The following is a 17761-nucleotide window of genomic DNA, read 5'->3' on the forward strand; positions in this document are numbered from 1 at the left end:
TTTTGCATGATTAAATATTATTCTTATGCTCGCAGACTTTTGGTTCAATTTAAAACTTGGTTTGTTTCACGTTTTAGACTGGAATGCTTACGATCATATTTTATTCTTGATTGCTTTAGTCGCCGCTTACACCTTTAGCGAAGGCAAACGCGTGTTTTGGCTGGTGACAGTTTTTACGTTAGGTCATACAGTTTCTCTAACTTTATCGGCATATGAGGTGATTCAAATGGATAGCGGGTTAATAGAATTTTTAATTCCAGTGAGTATTTTATTTACAGCGATTTACAATATTATTTTTGCCAATAAGAATATTGCAAAGCAAAAAGTTAATGGCCTTTATGCGTTAACTTTAATTTTTGGTCTGATTCACGGTTTTGGGTTTTCTTCTTATTTTAATTTGGTCTCACAAGGCACAGAAAACAAATTGGTCATGTTAGTAGAATTTGCTCTTGGGGTAGAATTGGCCCAGCTGTTTGTTGTGGTCCCGGTGTTAATTTTAGGATTTCTAGTTCAAAACCTGTTTCGTTTTTCTAAAAAAGACTGGATACTGATCAGTTGTTCTATCGTTATCGGTCTTTGTATTCCTATTTTAAGAGAAATTTGGATCTGGTGAGAAACCTTTAAGAAAAGATAAAGACCTTAACACATTTAAATGTTTTAAATTTGAATTTAACGTATATTGTGTTGTTATAAAAGCCTAAATGAATCCCAAAAAACAAGAAAAATTTGACCGTGCCTATTTACGCATGGCTAGAGAATGGGGCAAGTTGTCGCATTGCAAACGCAAGCAAGTCGGGGCTATTATTGTAAAAGACAGAATGATTATATCTGATGGTTACAACGGTACACCAAGCGGTTTTGATAACAACTGTGAAGATGAAGACGGCATTACAAAATGGTATGTTCTTCATGCCGAGGCTAATGCCATATTAAAAGTTGCATCATCTACCCAATCCAGTCGAGGTTCAACTTTATATATTACACTATCCCCCTGTAGAGAGTGCAGTAAATTGATTCACCAAGCGGGAATCATAAGAGTGGTTTATCAAAAGGCTTATAAAGATAATTCAGGTCTTGTTTTTTTAAAGAAAGCTGGTGTTGAATTAGTGCATTTACCTGATGTGAAAGAATGATATGAAACGCGTAAAAATAATATATATTCCTGTGTTGCTCAGCATTGCCTGTGTGATAGGGATTTATATTGGTGCGCTTTTCAATGTATCTTCTCCGATAAGCTCAATTAAACTCTACAAACAAAAGCAAAAGCTCAACACTTTAATACAACTCATTGAAAATAAATATGTCGATCAGGTTGACACCGATAGTATTGTAGATTTGACGATAAGTCAAATTATACAAGATTTAGACCCACATACTGCTTATTTGCCCAAAGCTGAATTGGATGCTGAAAACCAAAGTATGAACGGGAGTTTTGTCGGAATTGGTATCAGTTTTTACAAAAACAACGATACGCTTACAGTAATCCGGACAATCCCAAATGGACCAAGCGATAAAGCCGGTTTACAATCTGGTGACAAAATTTTATACGCAGATGGATTGAATTTATCACAACCCGAAATTACATCAGATTCTATTGTAAAACTTTTAAAGGGTGAACGACTCACGGAAGTTAATTTAAAAGTAAAACGCGACAAACAAGAGAATTTTTTGAGCTTTAAAGTAAAGCGAAATTCTGTCTCGCTCAAAAGTGTTGATGCGGGATTTATGATTGATTCTAGCACGGCTTACATTAAGATTAATCGGTTTGCCAAAACTACTTATGATGAGTTTAAGGCTTACGCCAAAACTTTAGAGTCCAAAAACCCACAACGCATTATTGTCGACATTAGAGACAATGGTGGAGGTTATCTGAAAGAGGCCGTTGATATTGCTGACGAATTTTTAGCTGATGACACACCTGTACTTTACACCAAAGATCGAGGTGGCAACATGAGTGAAACTCTAGCTACTGCACAAGGTTTATTTGAAAACAAAAAAGTAATCATCTTAATCAATGAGAAATCTGCATCGGCCAGTGAAATTTTGGCAGGTGCTATTCAAGATAATGATCGCGGTCTTATAGTAGGTCGGCGGTCATTTGGTAAAGGTCTTGTCCAACGCATCATGCCGCTTGGTGATGGTAGCGCAGTGAGACTTACAGTTGCTCGATATTATACACCTACAGGTCGCTCTATTCAACGGTCTTACAATAATGGTAGAGAAGATTATTTTAATGACTACATGAGTCGTTATACCAACGGCGAGCTGCAATCTGCAGATAGTATTGTTGTAGTTGATTCTTTAACCTTTAAAACCCCTAAAGGAAAGACCGTTTATGGCGGTGGAGGCATTATTCCCGATGTTTTTGTTCCAAAGGAAATGGGTGATGTCAATACCGATTTACACGATATGTTTGAAGCTGGTATTTTGGATCGATTTATATTCTCTGAACTTGAGAAAAACAGATCCTATTACAACAGTCTAAATGTTGAAGATTTTCTCTCTTATTATCAAGTCAGCCAAAGTATGTTAGTTGCATTTGATGATTTTTTACAAAGCTTTGATATCAAATATGAAGAAGATGAATATACGCAATCTACTATAACAACCTATCTCAAAGCCACAATAGCTCAACAACTTTTCAATACAAATCTAGCCTATCAAATTATTGTAAAAAAGGATGTTATGGTTATGAAAGCTTTAAACATTAAATCACAATTATCTAACCCAAACCTTTTACAATAATGACAAACTCACCCTTGGGGTTTTGAGTCGTGAACAAATCTAATAGCTCGTCAATGCTACCGTGTTTGGTCTCTTCGTATAGCTTACTGATTTCCCTGGAAATGCTGATTAAGCGTTCACCTCCAAAAGTAGATTTGAAATCTTTCAGGGTTTTCAGAACTTTGTAGGGCGATTCGTAAAATATCATTGTTCGCACTTCATTTTTTAAAAGTTTAAGTCGTTTTTGACGGCCTTTTTTTGGGGGGAGAAATCCCTCAAAAGCAAATTTGTCATTGGGTAAACCACTTGTAACTAATGCGGGTACAAAAGCTGTAGCACCAGGCAAACATGTCATTTTGAGCCCATGCTCTGCACAAGTCCTCGACAATAAAAATCCGGGATCTGATATTCCCGGTGTGCCAGCATCCGTGATCAGGGCAATGTCTTCACTATTATTTAGCCGCTCAATAATTTTATCCGTAAGGCTATGTTCATTGTGTTGATGATAGGCAATCATCGGCGTTTGAATGCCGTAATTTTTTAGCAATTTACCACTGACTCTTGTATCTTCAGCTAAGATAAGATTTACTGCTTTAAGTACCTCAACACCGCGATAGGTCATATCTTTGAGGTTGCCTATCGGCGTTGGAACAAAGTAAAGCATGATTATTCAAATTTTTTTTCAATCAAATGAAGCAGTCTATTAGCAATGTCTTCTTTGTCTTTCCAATAGCTGTACTTGTCTTGAATTTGCTCATTGAGATACGACTTCACTTCTTCAAAACTTTTCAAAGCGTTGATGCGACCAATAAAACTTTCGTAGGCTTTAGTATCGCCTTTAAAGAGCTGATTGACAAAAGTCAACCTATCATTAAGCCCAATTTTCAACTCTTTATTTAAACTGTCGTTGAGCGATTTTTTAGGTTGGGAAAACAAATCCATTTTGCGTTTTGGATGCTTCTCTTCATCTTTTCTCTTTTCTGATGAATTTTGGGTTCCAGCATCTTCTTTAACTTCAGTATTTTCTTCATTTGGGTTGTCAGACTCTTCTTGAGAGGAATCTTTTGCAGGCTCAAAATTGGGCAAATCGTCAAAATGCACGCCAAAGTCTTGAACGTCTTCAGTTGACGAAGGCTTTGTCTCTGGTTTTGTGTTGCTATCTGAATCTTGACTTTGTTTTTCAAACATCTTATCAACTTGTTCAGTCTCATAAGGCATTTGCGACACAATATCTTTTATTTTTTCTGTATTGTGTTCGTAAATTTGATCTTCATTATATTCAGTGCCATCGGGGTAATTAAGGTCTGCTTTTTCATCTTCATACTCTTGCTCTATGGCTTTTTCGACATCGTGTTTTTTTATTGTAGGTTTGGCACCTTCAAAATGTTTTTCAGCAAAAGACAGTACAGATAATTTTTCGTATAAAACAGCAGCTTCTTCTTTAAGTTCGTGTATTTCAGCTTTATCCCTTAATTTGAGGATTCTGTGGGCTAAGCTCATCAATTCGTCTTCTAGGACTTTCTTCATTTTTGTTTCTTTGTCTGTATATTAACGCTTTATTTTTACTAATTTTAACGATTTAAAATTAAAGAAATTGTTTCGGTAATCCTCATAAAAATAAAAAAATGTTTCTTGAAAATACTGTAAATCACAAAGAAAAATTTGGTTGGATAGAAGTGATCTGTGGTAGCATGTTTTCAGGAAAGACCGAAGAACTTATCCGTCGACTAAAACGAGCGCAATTTGCTAAACAAAAGGTAGAGATTTTTAAGCCTCAAATCGATAATCGCTACGATGAGGCGCATGTTACATCTCATGATGAAAATAAAATACACTCAACACCTGTGCCAGCTGCAGGCAATATTCCACTAATGGCAGATGATTGTGACGTAATAGGCATAGATGAAGCTCAATTTTTTGATGATGAAATTGTCAATGTTTGTAACAATCTGGCCAATCAAGGCAAAAGAGTGATTGTGGCCGGCTTGGATATGGACTTTAAAGGCAATCCTTTTGGACCTATGCCCAATTTAATGGCTACGGCAGAATACGTAACCAAAGTGCATGCGGTGTGTACCAGAACTGGTAATTTGGCGCAATATAGTTTTAGAAAATCATCAAGTGATAAGTTGGTTTTTCTTGGTGAAACCGATGAATACGAGCCTTTAAGTAGAGCAGCATATTTCAAAGCGATGCGGCAAGAAAAATTAAAGCAAATCGAACTTAACGATATAGAAGAAATTAAACCCAAAGATTAATGCATAAACCATTGGAAACCCGACTTGAGATTAACCTAAGTGCTTTAAAACACAATTTTGAAGTCATAAAAAGTCATCTTAAATCAGAGACCAAAATTATGGGTGTTGTTAAAGCTTATGCTTATGGTTCTGACTCTTTGATTATTGGGAAAGCACTTCAGGATTTAGGGGTTTCTTATTTGGCTGTTGCCTACATAGAAGAAGGTGTTCGCCTCAGAAAAGGAGGCATTCAATGCCCAATTTTAATATTTTACCCACAGCTAGAAGAGTTGTCGCAACTTTTGGAATTTGATTTAACACCCAGCGTATATAGCTTCTATTTTTTAAAATCTCTTCATCAAAATTTAAAACATCAGAGCGTTAAAGGCTTTCCTATCCATCTTAAAATTAATACGGGAATGAATCGCTTAGGCTTTGATAAACACCAGTTTGAAGATGTCAAAACGTGCTTATCCGATAGACAAACTTTAAAACTAAAGGGCATATTTTCTCATTTGGCTGCAGCTGGTATGCCAAATGAAAAAAGATTCTCCCTTGAGCAAATCCAAAGTTTTCAATCTGCAGTTAAAGTTTTTGAGGCCTATGCGTCTCACGATTTGACAACTCATCTTTGTAATTCCAGTGGAATATTAAATTATGCTGAAGCTGAAATGGATATGGTGCGCGCTGGTATTGCACTTTATGGTTATGGCAATCATCCGAAAGAGCATAAAATGTTAAAGCCTGTAGCCTCTTTAAAAACTCCAATAGCCCAATTAAGGTGGATTGTAAAAGGCGATAGCGTGGGTTATGATAGAAAATATAAAGCTCAAAGCAAAAGACAAATTGCGACTTTACCTTTAGGTTATGCAGATGGTATTTCTAGAATTTACGGAAACGGAAATGGTATTGTAAAACTTCATGGCAAAATTGCACCAATTGTCGGCAATGTTTGTATGGATACTTTGATGGTTGATGTCACTGATATCAATTGTGAAGAGGGCGATGAAGTTTTAATTTTTGGCGAAGGGCATTCGGCATTAGATTTTGATATCAACCAATTGAGTATTCCTTATGAGTTGATTACTAGAATTTCTCAACGCGTAAGTCGAATCGTTATAGACAAATGACTTTAAATATGATAGCTCAAACTCCCAAACCACCGTATTATGCCGTTATTTTTTCGTCTATACGAACTTCAGAAGACGATAATACTTATGCTGAAATGGCTGAATTGATGATAAACTTAGCCCAAAAGCAAGAAGGTTTTCTGGGTGCAGAAATTGCTAGAGATTCAATAGGAATAACAGTGTCTTATTGGAAAGATTTACAATCTATAAAACAATGGAAAAATCATTATCAACATCAAATAGCTCAACGCAAAGGACAAAACCAATGGTATAAAAGCTACAAAACCAGAATTGCTAAAGTCGAACAAGACTATAGCTTTCGGAAGTAAGTAGTCTATTAATTTCTGCCATTTTCGTCGGGATACAATTTATGAACAGGCGTACTTTGCCAATATTTTTTAGAATCGACATCTAATATCGTGAGAGGTCCTTTATAGGCTGCAGCAGTGTCGAGGTTGATTACATTTTGGGCTTGCATAGGAATATCTTTTCCATAACGATTCACAGGTGTATGACCAATGTAAATTTCCTTGAAGAGCTTTAAACGTTTGGGATATGTGACATCATTTTGACTTAATTTTTTATCCGTAGCTAATGCCATTTCCCAAAGCGTTCTATCCCAATAAACTGTATTTTCATAATACTCATAATCTGGCCCGTGCATATTGGCAAAACCTGCATGGACAAACAGTCGATTTTGATCATCGACATGATAGGTTGGCAAATTTTCGATAAACTTTTGGTGGATGGTCTTATGTGTTTTATTGATGTTTTTATAAGCTTGTAGGGTGCTTCTACCACCGTGCATCAGCCATTTTTCATTTTGTTCTTGATGAATAAGCCAATGAAGTAATAATGCATCGTGATTGCCTTTTAAAATCATACAATGATGAGATTTTTGAAGTGTGATTAAATAGTCTAAAGTTTTTGCACTATCAGACCAACCATCAACATAGTCGCCTAAAAAAATAAGCTTATCATCTTTTGTAACTTGAGCTTTTTTTAAAACTTCTTTGAGGGCTTTCAACGCACCATGGATATCTCCTATTACAAGTGTTCTTGACATAATCAATTGTATTTTATTTTTCTTAAAGCCCGCATAGCGTCTTTGTATTTTTTATAAGCGATTTGGCTTTTGGCTTTTATAAATGATTTTGCAGATTCTAACTTTTCTATACTATCATCAAAACCATTTAGATATCCTAAAAGGTAAACTGATGGTAAATATCGAAGTTCAATGGTTTCTTGCTTATTTAAGCTCAGGTTTTTTTCGATTTTCTTCAATAAATGGTCGTTGGTATTCATGTAATGCCGCAAGGTCTTTTGATTAAACTTTGGTGGTTTAAACACCAATTTACTTTCGATATCGTAACTCATATTATTATTAAAACGAATAGAGGTTTTTTCTAAAGGATAATAGTAGTATTCTCCTTGCAAACCTAAATGAATGTATTCTAAAATTTTAAATTCGTCATCACTGATATCAATTTCAACTTCATCTTGGTCAGAATAAAACAATTTGACTTGTTCATTAATTAACTCAATATTTACCCTTGAATAGTAGGTTTTGTTGTTAACTTTTTGGGTTTTTCCTGCCCAGCATAGCACAAAATACTCTTTAAAGACCTTATAAGTTGGGTTGAAGTCTTTACTGTTGTTCATAAACTCAAATACACTGTCTAAGGTCATTTTGATGTTATTCTGCGAGTGGTTTTCAATGGCTTTGACCATTTCAGAATTTATGTCTTTGATTTCGATATCAAATACTTTGGGTTTACTGATGCTACCTTCACGCATAAAAACCGAGCCACCGTAATATTTCCAAATGTTGCGCCTCAAGGCGCAGATGCTATCATCATTTCGCGGTCTAATGCTCACTAAACCCACAACCTTATCGGCAGGTAAATGTGGAAACGGGATGTTTTCGTAGTTGACTAATGGTGGATTTTCTAAATAGGCATTGATGAGGTTTTGTATTTTAGAATCGTCAAAAAAATCTACACCTACAATACTGTTGTCGTCATCTTTTACTCCAATGACAAGATAAGAATTGTTTTTGGGATTGGAATTGCTCATGGCGCAAACGTGCTTTAAAAACTTAGCTTTGCCTTCACGACTGCCAAAATCGAGTTTGAGCTTTTTGTCATAAAAACTGTTTTCGTCGTTATGCGCCAGCAGGTTTTTAATCAAAAGCCGTTTGTTAATCATAGTCTTATCCCAATGATTTCAAATTTAAGGGTTTTCAAGTATAATAGCTGTGTTTTGTTTTTATATCATTGTAAAAGTTTATAAAAGCTATATGTCAAATCCTTTTTGTTTTAAGCAATTTCAAGTCTACCATAATAAAACCGCCCATAAAATTGGAACCGATGCGGTTTTATTAGGGGCATGGATTGATATTAGCTTTAAGCCTAACCAAATATTGGATGTAGGCACTGGCAGTGGAATCATTGCATTAATGATGGCGCAACGGTCATTTGCAGAACAAATCGATGCTATAGAAATTCAAGCTGAAGCCTTTCAGGAATGTGTTGGAAATTTTGAAAACTCACCCTGGAACGATCGGTTGTTTTGCTATCACGGAGATGTTCAAGACTTAGTTCAGGAGCCGGATTTAAAATACGATTTGATCTTGAGTAATCCACCGTTTTTTGAAGAGCAGCAACCCAAATTTGATTTTCGTCAACAGGCGCGAGAACAACACACATTGAATTATATAAAATTAATTAATTCTGTGGTGAAATTAATACATTCTAAAGGACATTTTGCCGTAATTTTACCTTATGAAAAGCATCAAGATTTTATAAGCTTAGCAAAAGATAAAGGCCTTTATTTAAATAAAATCACACAGGTTAAAGGTCGAGCCAAAGCCAACTTTAAGCGCAGTTTAATGCAGTTTTCATATGCTCAAAGTTCCATAGATAAAGACGAACTGATCCTAGAAATAACGAGACATCAATATACAGAAGCCTATAAAAGTTTAATTCAAGATTTTTACCTCAACTTATAAGATGTTGGTCACATTAGTCGCAAAAAGCTTAACGGCTATAGCCAATAAAATGACACCAAAAATCTTTCTGATCACGGTTATGCCTTGATTGCCAAAAATGCGCTCTAATTTTTTAGAGGATTTTAAAACGGCGTAAACTACAATGACATTTGCGACGATAGCCACTATGATATTGATGGTTTCAAACTCAGATTTTAAAGATAAAATGGTCGTCATGGTACCGGCACCGGCAATAAGCGGGAACGCCAAAGGGACAATAGCCGCTGTTTCCGGTGCATCATCTTTATACAATTGAATGCCTAAAATCATTTCAATCGCCAAAAAGAAAATGATAAAGGCTCCGGCAACCGCAAAAGAGTTGACATCAATGCCGATGAGTTTTAATATTTCTTCACCCACAAACAAAAAGACCACCATCAATATAGCTGCAACAATAGAGGCTTTTTCGCTTTGAATATGACCTACTTTTTTCCTTAAATCAATGATAATAGGAATACTACCCAAAATATCGATGACAGCAAATAAGATCATGCCAGCCGTAAAAATTTGTTTAAAATCTAAACCCATATTTCAAAAAAATTAGCCGGCAAAAGTAATTTGAAATTTTAGTTTGACAATGTTCTTTATCAAAATAATTGATTAAATAATCGTTAAGTCTTTTTGTATCTTTGCAGCATGTTTCAAATTCAAGATACGCTCGTTTCAGAAGAAATTTTAGATAAAGATTTTACTTGCAACCTTTCAGCCTGTAAAGGTGAGTGCTGTGTAGCTGGTGAAGCTGGCGCTCCTGTAGAAGAGCATGAAAAATCTACTTTAGAAAAAATATATCCTAAAATAAAATCTGGTTTAAGGCCAGAAGGGCGAAAAGCCATAGAAGAACAAGGCACTTATGTGGTATCTGAATTTGAGGGCTTAGAAACCCCCTTGGTCAATGGAAAGGAATGCGCTTACGTTACATTTAATGAAAAGGGCATAGCACTATGTGGAATCGAAAAAGCCTATCGTGAAGGTAAAATCGATTTTAAGAAACCCATTTCTTGTGAATTGTATCCGGTTAGAGTACAAAAACTCTCTAAATTTAAAGCGGTGAATTATCACCGCTGGGATATTTGTTCTCCAGCTTGCACCTTAGGTCAAGAACTTCAAGTACCAGTATATCAATTCACAAAAAATGCACTAATCAAAAAATTTGGTCAAGATTGGTACGATGAACTTGAAAAAGTCGCCGAAGTCTATAAGTCTGAAAGGTCCTAGCCTAATATTTTTGATATATGCTTTAGAACTCTTCAATAATAGGTTTTATAAAATTCAAATAATTCTTTTTTATTTACGAGTTTATGACTTTTTTGGCTGCAATACTTATAAAACTTTCTGAATAAATGAACCTGATATTGATCACAATAGTTTTTTCTTTTAAAAAAATCGAAATCTAGCATTATTATCATGTTCAATTGGTGCAAAGATTTAATGAAAATCAAACAATCCTATATCACAAATTTTCGTCATAACTAAAACTTCAACAAAAGTCTTTTATTTAGCATTATTAAATTTGATTCACAGAAAGTTATCAACACGAAAACGTTTTAGTTGCTCGCTAAAATTTTGAATATTTTTTTAAAAAAAATATTTCTTTAAATTAAATTTCTATTTAATAATTTAACTTATGGAAACAATTTTACTCAATTTGAGAATTAAACCGAAAACCTTGTCGGTGCATTTTAAAACTTTACTGTTTTTGACTTTTATCGGCCTACAGAGCATTAATCTCATTAAAGCACAAACAACTTATAATGGAAATGGGAATAGTGGCTTTGGAGATGTTATTGGATCTAGCACTTTAGAGTTTGACGATGATGGACCTAGTATTACAGGAACGTTTACAAAAGGAGTAGGTGACTTTAATGACGCCATGGTGATTTATATTTCAACTGGTACTGCTGGTCGTTCCGTGATAGATAGTAATGTTAATGATCAGGGTGATCCCTTAAGAAGAGCCATTTCATCTGCTGGCACTGATGCTTCAGACATCACATTCCCAGCTGGATTTGAAGCAACCTATGCTATTGCTATTGATACAGGTTTTGGTGGTTTATGGTCTATTCCTAATTCTGGAACTATTGGCGATAATGGTTTAAATTTTGTCAGTGCTGTTGGAAATCCATCAAGTAACACTCAGACAAGTTTTTCTTTTGCTTTTGATTGGAGTGATATCGGTTTAGTGACAAACGATAAATTTGAATTTGTAATAACTTATTTAAATTCTGGTAATGGATTTTTATCGGATGAAGGCTATGGTGACGGACTGCCTACAGGTAATCCAGGGTCTGGAAACGTTACATTTACAAGTTTTAGAAACTATCCAAATTATTACGTTTATGACGGTTCAAGTTGGTCACCATCAAATCCTGACGGCCTAACAGAAACGGCTAGAGACGCTTCTGTAGAGTCAGGAAACGTGAGCTTTTCGAGTAGTACATCTCTCAGAAATTTAACAATTGAGTCTAGTGCTGAATTAAGCATTGGGTCTTCTGCTGTTTTAAGTTTAGCTGGTAATCTCGAAAACAATGGCTCTTTAGTTTTTGAAAGTGATGCCTCTGGCTCAGGTCAGCTTGATGAATTTAATGGCACTGTTTCTGGAGCAGGTAGTTTTACAACGCAGCGTTTTATCCCAGCCGGCGATAACAATCGTAGAGTTTTTAGGTTTCTCGCTTCTCCAATTATGACTGGTAATTCTATCAGAATGAACTGACAAGAAGGTTCCACAAGCAATACCGACAACCCAAATCCTGGTTTTGGTACGCACATCACTGGTTCAACAACTGATGGTATGAATGGCTTTGATGCGACTATTAGTGGTAATCCATCTTTAAAACTTTTTGATAATTCAACACAAACTTGGGGCGATATCCCAAATACCAATAGTACTAATCTTGAAGTTGGCAAAGCTTACAACTTATTTGTGCGAGGTGATAGAAGTATAGATTTAACAAGCACCAATCAAATACCAACCAACACAATATTAAGAGCTACCGGAAACTTGGTGACAGGCAATGTTGACTTGACTGCAGATTTAGCCACTGGCAATGGTGAGTGGAGTTTACTTGGTAATCCTTATCAAGCCATTGTTGATTTTAACAGTTTAACTTTTAGTGGCGATATTAATAGCAATAATCTCTATATCTGGAATGCCAATGCTTCTACAGAAGGAGCATATGAAATTATAGACAATACCACGCCAGCTCAACAGATGATTCAGCCTGGGCAAAGTTTCTTCGTGCAAAATTCGGCTACGGTCACTACAACACCTGGTTTAGAGTTTACAGAAACGGCTAAAAATACTTCAGGTATGCTAACAAGTGTTTTTGATGTCAGTCAAATTGCAATTGCCGATTTAGAACTTTACAATACCAACAATATCAAACTAGATGTAGTAAAATTTAGATTTGAAGCGGGTGCGAACAACGCTATTGATGATTTTGACGGTGGAAAACTTGCCAATCCTACAGAAAATCTGGCAGCCGTAAATTCAAATACTCTTTTAGGTTTAGAACGACGAGATTTTCCTCAGGACAACGAAATCCTACCATTATTTATCAGTCAATATCAGTTTAACCAATATGAATTTAGGCTTAATACGTCTAACTGGGATGAGAATATTGACGTTTACATAGTAGACAATTATTTGAATACTGAAACACTTATCGGCGACAATCAAGCCTACAGTTTTAGCGTAGATAGCAATATCCCTGAAAGTATAGCTTCAGATCGCTTTAGTTTAAAGTTTGATAACACCACTTTAAGTGTTGACTACAATGCATTAGCAGAAGGTTTTAACTTGTATCCTAATCCTACTAGCAACGGCTTGTTTAGCATTAAAACAAAAGGCTTGAATGCTCAAAGTGCAAGCGTAAAAATATATAGTCTTGCAGGCCAAGAAGTATTTAATACAAGTATTGTGAAACAAGGCAATGATGAATTTAATGTCGATGCAAGTCAACTTTCAACTGGTGTTTACTTGCTTGAATTTCTAAATGCTGAGCAAAGCATATCGCGTAAATTAATTATTCAATAAAATTAATCAAAAGATGAAAAATATTGTTTTAAAACTAAGTTTAATTATTGCATTATTGATATACGCAACTTCAGAAATTTATGCTCAGCTTCCACCAGGGTTCGGTGATACTAATGTAGACGACACTACACCAGCACCTATTTCAGGATTGGTTGCTTTAGGAGTGATAGTTGGTGGGGCATTGGGATATAAAAAGTTGAAAAAGTAAGAGACTGAAAAATCAGCAATATGTAAATAAGTTTTTAGGAGATATTTAAATTGTATTAAAAATGTTTAATATCTCAATTCAGTTATTACTTAAGTTACTATAATGACAATTCAATCAATATGCTTTTTATAAAAGCTAAATAACTCTTCAGGTGTGGCACCGAGCCATTTTTTAAAATATATCGCCCAGAACAATAGCTGAAGTTTTAAAATACCTTTATCCCGAAATCTTCTTGCTGATGACACCAAAGGCTCTTGAATTACACAAAATTTTGTTGTGTTATAGATTTTACCTAAAATTTCATGGTCTTCAAATATAAGATAGCGTTTATCAAAACCACCAATTTTCTCAAATAGACTTTTGGTCACAAATAAACTTTGGTCGCCACCTCTACAAGCTCTGTACTTAAATTTGGTCAACCAACTGATAAATTTTATCCAAGGATGCTCATCATCAAATTTCATTCTGAAACAACCCGCCAGATGGTTTTGGTCGATGCCATTTGAGATGTAAATGTCAAAATTCTGTGGTGGTAGGCAATCAGCATGCAAAAAATATAAAATATCTCCACGAGCTTGACTTGCACCTGTATTCATTTGTATGGGACGGCTTTTTGGTGAGGAGATGCACTTGATGCCATCAAATTTTGAAACAATATCTTGAGTCCCATCATCACTTTTTCCATCAACAACTATAATTTCATGTATTAAGGATTGCTCACTTTGTCTATGTTGAAGCTCATTAAGCGTTTTCGATATTCCTTGTGCTTCATTATATGTTGGTATGATTACACTGATTTTCAACTTTTATTGGCATTTTCTATAGCGTTAAGTTCCCAATTATAATCTAAATACTCAATGCTAATGTCATCTTGAAGTGTAGTCTCCGAATACAAATTAATGAAATCAATTAAAGTTTGATTTTCTTGTTCAAAATCTGATTTATACCATTTAAATATTTTAGAAAGTTTAGCTTTATTTGGTGATAGCATGTTACGTTTAGAATTGATAAAGTCTCGAGCAGCTTGGTTGAGCTGTTGGTCAAGGTTTTCAGGATAATAAGGTGCATTGTTTAATTTTGGGCAAGAAAAAGAAGCACAATTTACAGCAAAGTGAATTCTTGGGTCACCCATAGGAAATAGCATACCTTTCTCAATATCATCTAATGCTATCATCTCTCCATTAAAATTAATAAAGTCTTTTTTAAATACGTTGCTAAAAACACCACCGATATCTTTTATACTTTTTACAGGATAATGTTCTATAACTAATTGAATGGTATATGCATTATAAGCATTGATGAGATAAGCTTTTTTTTGATTATCGCTCCAGTGTTTTTGGGGGATGTTGTTTTCTAGATGGTGAGTAAATTTCAATAACTTGTCCTTATCATTTACGAAAGATTTGTAGTCTACAAAACCTTTCTCATCAACGTGTTTCTGTAAGAGTGTGCTCCAATTTGAGTAATTAACTTGGTAGTTTTTTTTCAAGTTATTATTATCAAAAGAAAAAGTTTGCGGAGTGTTTTGAGCAATAATATTATATAATATGCCCATACTAAATATTGTAGCTAAACTGTACAAGGATATTTTCATAAAGCGTGGTTTCTTGGGTTTCACAACTTGGTATTTTTTATTTATTAGCTATGTCCACAAAGATAGGATACCCTTACAAAGTTTATAAACACTTAACATCAAACCATAGCTTTTAACTTATATTTTAAGCGTAAAATATTTAATAAAAAAACGCTTCTATAAACACAAACAAGCCACATCCTGCAATAAATCCGAGGAAAGCCAACCACGACACTTTTTTGAGATACCAGATGAAATCAATTTTTTCCATGCCCATAGCAGCAACCCCAGCAGCAGAACCAATCACAAGTAAACTTCCACCAGTACCAGCAGAGTAAGCAATAAAGTGCCAAATCGGGCTATCTGAAGGAAAATCGTACATGCCCATAGATGCGGCAACAAGTGGCACATTATCAAGCACAGAAGACATCATGCCAAGCAGGATTATAACAATATCCATAGATGGAATGGCATTGGATACAGATTCGGCGGCATATCTTAAACTCCCGACCGCTTGACCATCTATTTCACCAATCACAAGACTTTCTAAAGCTCCTACAGCTAGGAGAATACCCAAAAAGAATAATATGCTTGAGAACTCAATTTTGGATAAAGCTTTGTGTGTTGAATACCTAAATTTATCTTTTCGACTGATGTTTTTTTCTGGTTTTACATATTCTGACACCAACCAGACCATAGCTAAACTAAACATCATCCCCAAATAGGGCGGCAAGCCTGTAATCACTTTAAAAACAGGTACAAAAGCAATACCTAAAAGGCCTACAATGAGCATGGTTCGACTACTTAACAGGCGTTCTGCATCTTCGTCAATTATCATTTCCTTACGCATGGCATAACCTCTAAAGGGTTTGAGTTTGGTCGCGATAAAAAACGGTACTATAAAACAAACTATGGAAGGCAAAACTACATATTCTGTTAAGCCGATGGCTGAAACTTTATCACCAATCCAGAGCATTGTGGTGGTGACATCGCCAATTGGAGACCATGCACCACCAGCGTTTGCTGCAATGATCATCATACTGGCATACCAGATCCGGTATTTTCTTCGAACTAAAATTTTACGTAATAAGGCCACAAGAATTATAATTGCAGTAAGGTTATCAATAATAGCAGATAGTATAAAGGCTAAAATACCTAAAGTCCACAATAGGTGTTTTTTATTTTTGGCCTTTATAAACTTTTTGATGATGCCAAACCCTCGATGTAAATCAATTATTTCGACTATGGTCATGGCACCAATCAGGAAGAATAAAATCTCACCAGTTTTACTAAAATGGTGCATCAAAATTTTCTTAAACCCATATTGTTCTGTTTCAATATCAGAATTGGATTTGAGGACATCAAAGACTTCTCCATATTGATTGATCACAGAAACCCAACCTTCATTAAAACCAAAGGCTAAAATAGCCCACATCAATGTGGCCATAAGGAGTGCTGGTACAGCTTTATCTAAATGTAAGCTATGCTCTAAAGTAATAGAAACATAGCCCAATACAAAAACGACTAAAAGGAAAGTTATCATCTGTTATAGAAGTTCGTTTAAAGCGATTTCAAAAGCTGTTCGACTAATGTTGAATTTCGAGTCATTGTGATTATAAGTATTTTGTATCGCATTTCTTATCGTGATAGAAGTATCGTTAAAAATAGATTCATCAGTCATTTGGACACGTCTTTCCATAAAATAAGCAAACACACGAGCCATTCCACAATTGGCAATAAAATCAGGGATTAAACTTACCCGAGCATCGGTATATTCCATGATAGGACCAAAGAATATTTCTTTATCTGCAAAAGGGACATTAGCACCAGAAGAAATAACTTCAACGCCATTATCTATTAAAGTATCGATTTGAGATTTTGAAACCAATCTTGAGGCGGCACAAGGGGCAAATATTTCAGCTGGTATTTTCCAGATGTTTTCATTGATTTCTTCAAAGGGTATTAGATTTTCAGCATATAATGTGTTACCATCTTTATTTAAAAACAAAGTTTTAATATCTTCATAGTCAAATCCGTTTTCGTTGATTACTCCACCAACGCGATCTATTATACCCACAATTTTTGCCCCCATTTTTGAGAGATAAAAAGCTGCTGCAGAGCCTACATTTCCAAAACCCTGAATGATAGCACGCTTGCCCTTGACCTTACCACCATATATATCATAATAATATTTGATAGATTCAGCCACACCATAGCCTGTAATCATATCGGCAACAGTGTATTTTTGACTTAAGTCTGGCGAGTAATCTGCATTTTCTAAAACTTTTATGACGCCATGTCTCAATTGACCAATACGGTTAATTTTATCGGCTTCTGTAGGTTGAAAGTGTCCAGAAAAAACGCCTTCTTGAGGATGCCATACGCCGCATTGTTCTGTGATGGGAATGACTTCGTGAATTTCGTCAACGTTTAAATCGCCACCCGTGCCGTAATATTGTTTTAATAAAGGTGAAACTGCTTTATACCAGCGTTCCAAAACACCGCGCTTTCTCGGGTCGTTTGGGTCAAAATTGATACCGGACTTGGCACCGCCTATTTTAGGGCCGGACACCGTAAATTTGACTTCCATAGTTTTGGCGAGAGAAACCACTTCATTTCTATCTAGACCTTGTCGCATTCTCGTCCCACCACCGGCAGCACCACCACGTAAAGAATTGATGACTGTCCAGCCTTCGGCTTCCGTTTCGGGATCATTCCAATGAAATACAATTTCGGGTTCTTTATTTTCGTAGGTTTTGAGAAGGTCTTTCATATTTTGTAAAATCTATTTCTAAAAAATATGCACA

Annotated in this window: 20 protein-coding genes; 11 read left to right on the forward strand and 9 right to left on the reverse strand. The window is 35.4% G+C overall.

Going from position 1 to position 17761, the window contains the following annotated elements; genetic code table 11:
* Positions 1–25: 25 nt before the first annotated feature.
* From FCN74_RS03230 to FCN74_RS03240, 3 genes are all read left to right on the forward strand, one after another.
* Positions 26–613, forward strand: a complete 588-nt coding sequence (locus FCN74_RS03230) for a HupE/UreJ family protein (protein WP_138931144.1) — start codon at positions 26–28, stop codon at positions 611–613.
* A gap of 88 nt (positions 614–701) precedes the next feature.
* Complete coding sequence (locus FCN74_RS03235) at positions 702–1133, forward strand: deoxycytidylate deaminase (protein WP_138931145.1); 432 nt, start codon at positions 702–704, stop codon at positions 1131–1133.
* A gap of 1 nt (position 1134) precedes the next feature.
* On the forward strand, positions 1135–2745 hold the full coding sequence (locus tag FCN74_RS03240; protein WP_138931146.1) for a S41 family peptidase: 1611 nt from the start codon (positions 1135–1137) through the stop codon (positions 2743–2745).
* On the opposite strand, the gene rsmI is transcribed toward FCN74_RS03240, so the two are convergent.
* Together rsmI and FCN74_RS03250 are read right to left on the reverse strand one after the other, a co-directional pair.
* Entirely contained in the window at positions 2723–3394 is a 672-nt protein-coding gene (gene rsmI, locus FCN74_RS03245; protein ID WP_138931147.1) for a 16S rRNA (cytidine(1402)-2'-O)-methyltransferase, read from the reverse strand. The two genes, FCN74_RS03240 and rsmI, sit on opposite strands and share 23 nt — an antisense overlap.
* On the reverse strand, positions 3391–4251 hold the full coding sequence (locus FCN74_RS03250) for a hypothetical protein (RefSeq protein ID WP_138931148.1): 861 nt from the start codon (positions 4249–4251) through the stop codon (positions 3391–3393). Before FCN74_RS03250 ends, rsmI begins: the two co-directional genes overlap by 4 nt.
* 98 nt (positions 4252–4349) lie before the next feature.
* On the opposite strand from FCN74_RS03250, the gene FCN74_RS03255 reads away from it, so the two are divergent.
* The 3 genes from FCN74_RS03255 to FCN74_RS03265 are packed head-to-tail and all read left to right on the forward strand — an operon-like array spanning position 4350 to position 6420.
* Positions 4350–4982: a thymidine kinase gene (locus tag FCN74_RS03255; RefSeq protein WP_138931149.1), complete on the forward strand. Its 633-nt coding sequence runs from the start codon at positions 4350–4352 to the stop codon at positions 4980–4982.
* Positions 4982–6091, forward strand: coding sequence for an alanine racemase (gene alr / locus FCN74_RS03260; protein ID WP_138931150.1), 1110 nt, complete (start codon positions 4982–4984; stop codon positions 6089–6091). Before FCN74_RS03255 ends, alr begins: the two co-directional genes overlap by 1 nt.
* A gap of 8 nt (positions 6092–6099) precedes the next feature.
* Positions 6100–6420, forward strand: coding sequence for an antibiotic biosynthesis monooxygenase family protein (locus FCN74_RS03265; RefSeq protein WP_138931151.1), 321 nt, complete (start codon positions 6100–6102; stop codon positions 6418–6420).
* Between the two features lie 8 nt (positions 6421–6428).
* Here FCN74_RS03265 and FCN74_RS03270 read toward each other — a convergent pair whose 3' ends face one another.
* The gene (locus FCN74_RS03270) at positions 6429–7157 is read right to left on the reverse strand and encodes a metallophosphoesterase family protein (RefSeq protein ID WP_138931152.1); all 729 of its coding nucleotides are present in this window, start codon (positions 7155–7157) and stop codon (positions 6429–6431) included.
* Between the two features lie 2 nt (positions 7158–7159).
* Positions 7160–8299 carry an ATP-binding protein gene (locus tag FCN74_RS03275; protein ID WP_138931153.1) on the reverse strand — a complete coding sequence of 380 codons (1140 nt, stop codon included), beginning with the start codon at positions 8297–8299 and terminating at the stop codon, positions 7160–7162.
* Positions 8300–8390: 91 nt separating this feature from the next.
* Here FCN74_RS03275 and FCN74_RS03280 point away from each other — a divergent pair, with 91 nt between their 5' ends.
* A complete protein-coding gene (locus tag FCN74_RS03280; RefSeq protein WP_138931154.1) occupies positions 8391–9101 on the forward strand; it encodes a tRNA1(Val) (adenine(37)-N6)-methyltransferase in 711 nt (236 codons plus the stop codon).
* Here the strand turns inward: FCN74_RS03280 and FCN74_RS03285 are convergent.
* Positions 9096–9668 carry a MarC family protein gene (locus FCN74_RS03285; RefSeq protein ID WP_138931155.1) on the reverse strand — a complete coding sequence of 191 codons (573 nt, stop codon included), beginning with the start codon at positions 9666–9668 and terminating at the stop codon, positions 9096–9098. The two genes, FCN74_RS03280 and FCN74_RS03285, sit on opposite strands and share 6 nt — an antisense overlap.
* Positions 9669–9776: 108 nt before the next feature.
* Between FCN74_RS03285 and FCN74_RS03290 the strand changes: the two genes are divergently transcribed.
* The 4 genes from FCN74_RS03290 to FCN74_RS03305 all read left to right on the forward strand — a co-directional run bounded on the left by FCN74_RS03290 (position 9777) and on the right by FCN74_RS03305 (position 13381).
* On the forward strand, positions 9777–10355 hold the full coding sequence (locus tag FCN74_RS03290; RefSeq protein WP_138931156.1) for a DUF3109 family protein: 579 nt from the start codon (positions 9777–9779) through the stop codon (positions 10353–10355).
* Between the two features lie 409 nt (positions 10356–10764).
* Positions 10765–11850, forward strand: a complete 1086-nt coding sequence (locus FCN74_RS03295) for a hypothetical protein (RefSeq protein ID WP_138931157.1) — start codon at positions 10765–10767, stop codon at positions 11848–11850.
* Positions 11851–11928: 78 nt separating this feature from the next.
* On the forward strand, positions 11929–13173 hold the full coding sequence (locus FCN74_RS03300) for a T9SS type A sorting domain-containing protein (RefSeq protein WP_138931158.1): 1245 nt from the start codon (positions 11929–11931) through the stop codon (positions 13171–13173).
* 13 nt (positions 13174–13186) lie between these two features.
* Positions 13187–13381 (forward strand): hypothetical protein, encoded by a 195-nt coding sequence (locus tag FCN74_RS03305; RefSeq protein ID WP_138931159.1) that lies wholly within the window; start codon positions 13187–13189, stop codon positions 13379–13381.
* Between the two features lie 110 nt (positions 13382–13491).
* On the opposite strand, the gene FCN74_RS03310 is transcribed toward FCN74_RS03305, so the two are convergent.
* The 4 genes from FCN74_RS03310 to FCN74_RS03325 form a co-directional block, all read right to left on the reverse strand.
* Positions 13492–14184 (reverse strand): TIGR04283 family arsenosugar biosynthesis glycosyltransferase, encoded by a 693-nt coding sequence (locus FCN74_RS03310; protein WP_171047095.1) that lies wholly within the window; start codon positions 14182–14184, stop codon positions 13492–13494.
* Positions 14181–14975, reverse strand: a complete 795-nt coding sequence (locus FCN74_RS03315; protein WP_138931160.1) for a DUF547 domain-containing protein — start codon at positions 14973–14975, stop codon at positions 14181–14183. Before FCN74_RS03315 ends, FCN74_RS03310 begins: the two co-directional genes overlap by 4 nt.
* Before the next feature lie 139 nt (positions 14976–15114).
* Complete coding sequence (gene nhaD / locus FCN74_RS03320; RefSeq protein ID WP_138931161.1) at positions 15115–16497, reverse strand: sodium:proton antiporter NhaD; 1383 nt, start codon at positions 16495–16497, stop codon at positions 15115–15117.
* A 3-nt stretch (positions 16498–16500) separates the two neighbouring features.
* Positions 16501–17727, reverse strand: coding sequence for a Glu/Leu/Phe/Val dehydrogenase dimerization domain-containing protein (locus FCN74_RS03325; RefSeq protein ID WP_138931162.1), 1227 nt, complete (start codon positions 17725–17727; stop codon positions 16501–16503).
* Positions 17728–17761 lie beyond the last annotated feature (34 nt).

This window comes from Mesohalobacter halotolerans (genome assembly GCF_006120725.1).
Lineage (GTDB): Bacteria > Bacteroidota > Bacteroidia > Flavobacteriales > Flavobacteriaceae > Psychroflexus > Psychroflexus halotolerans.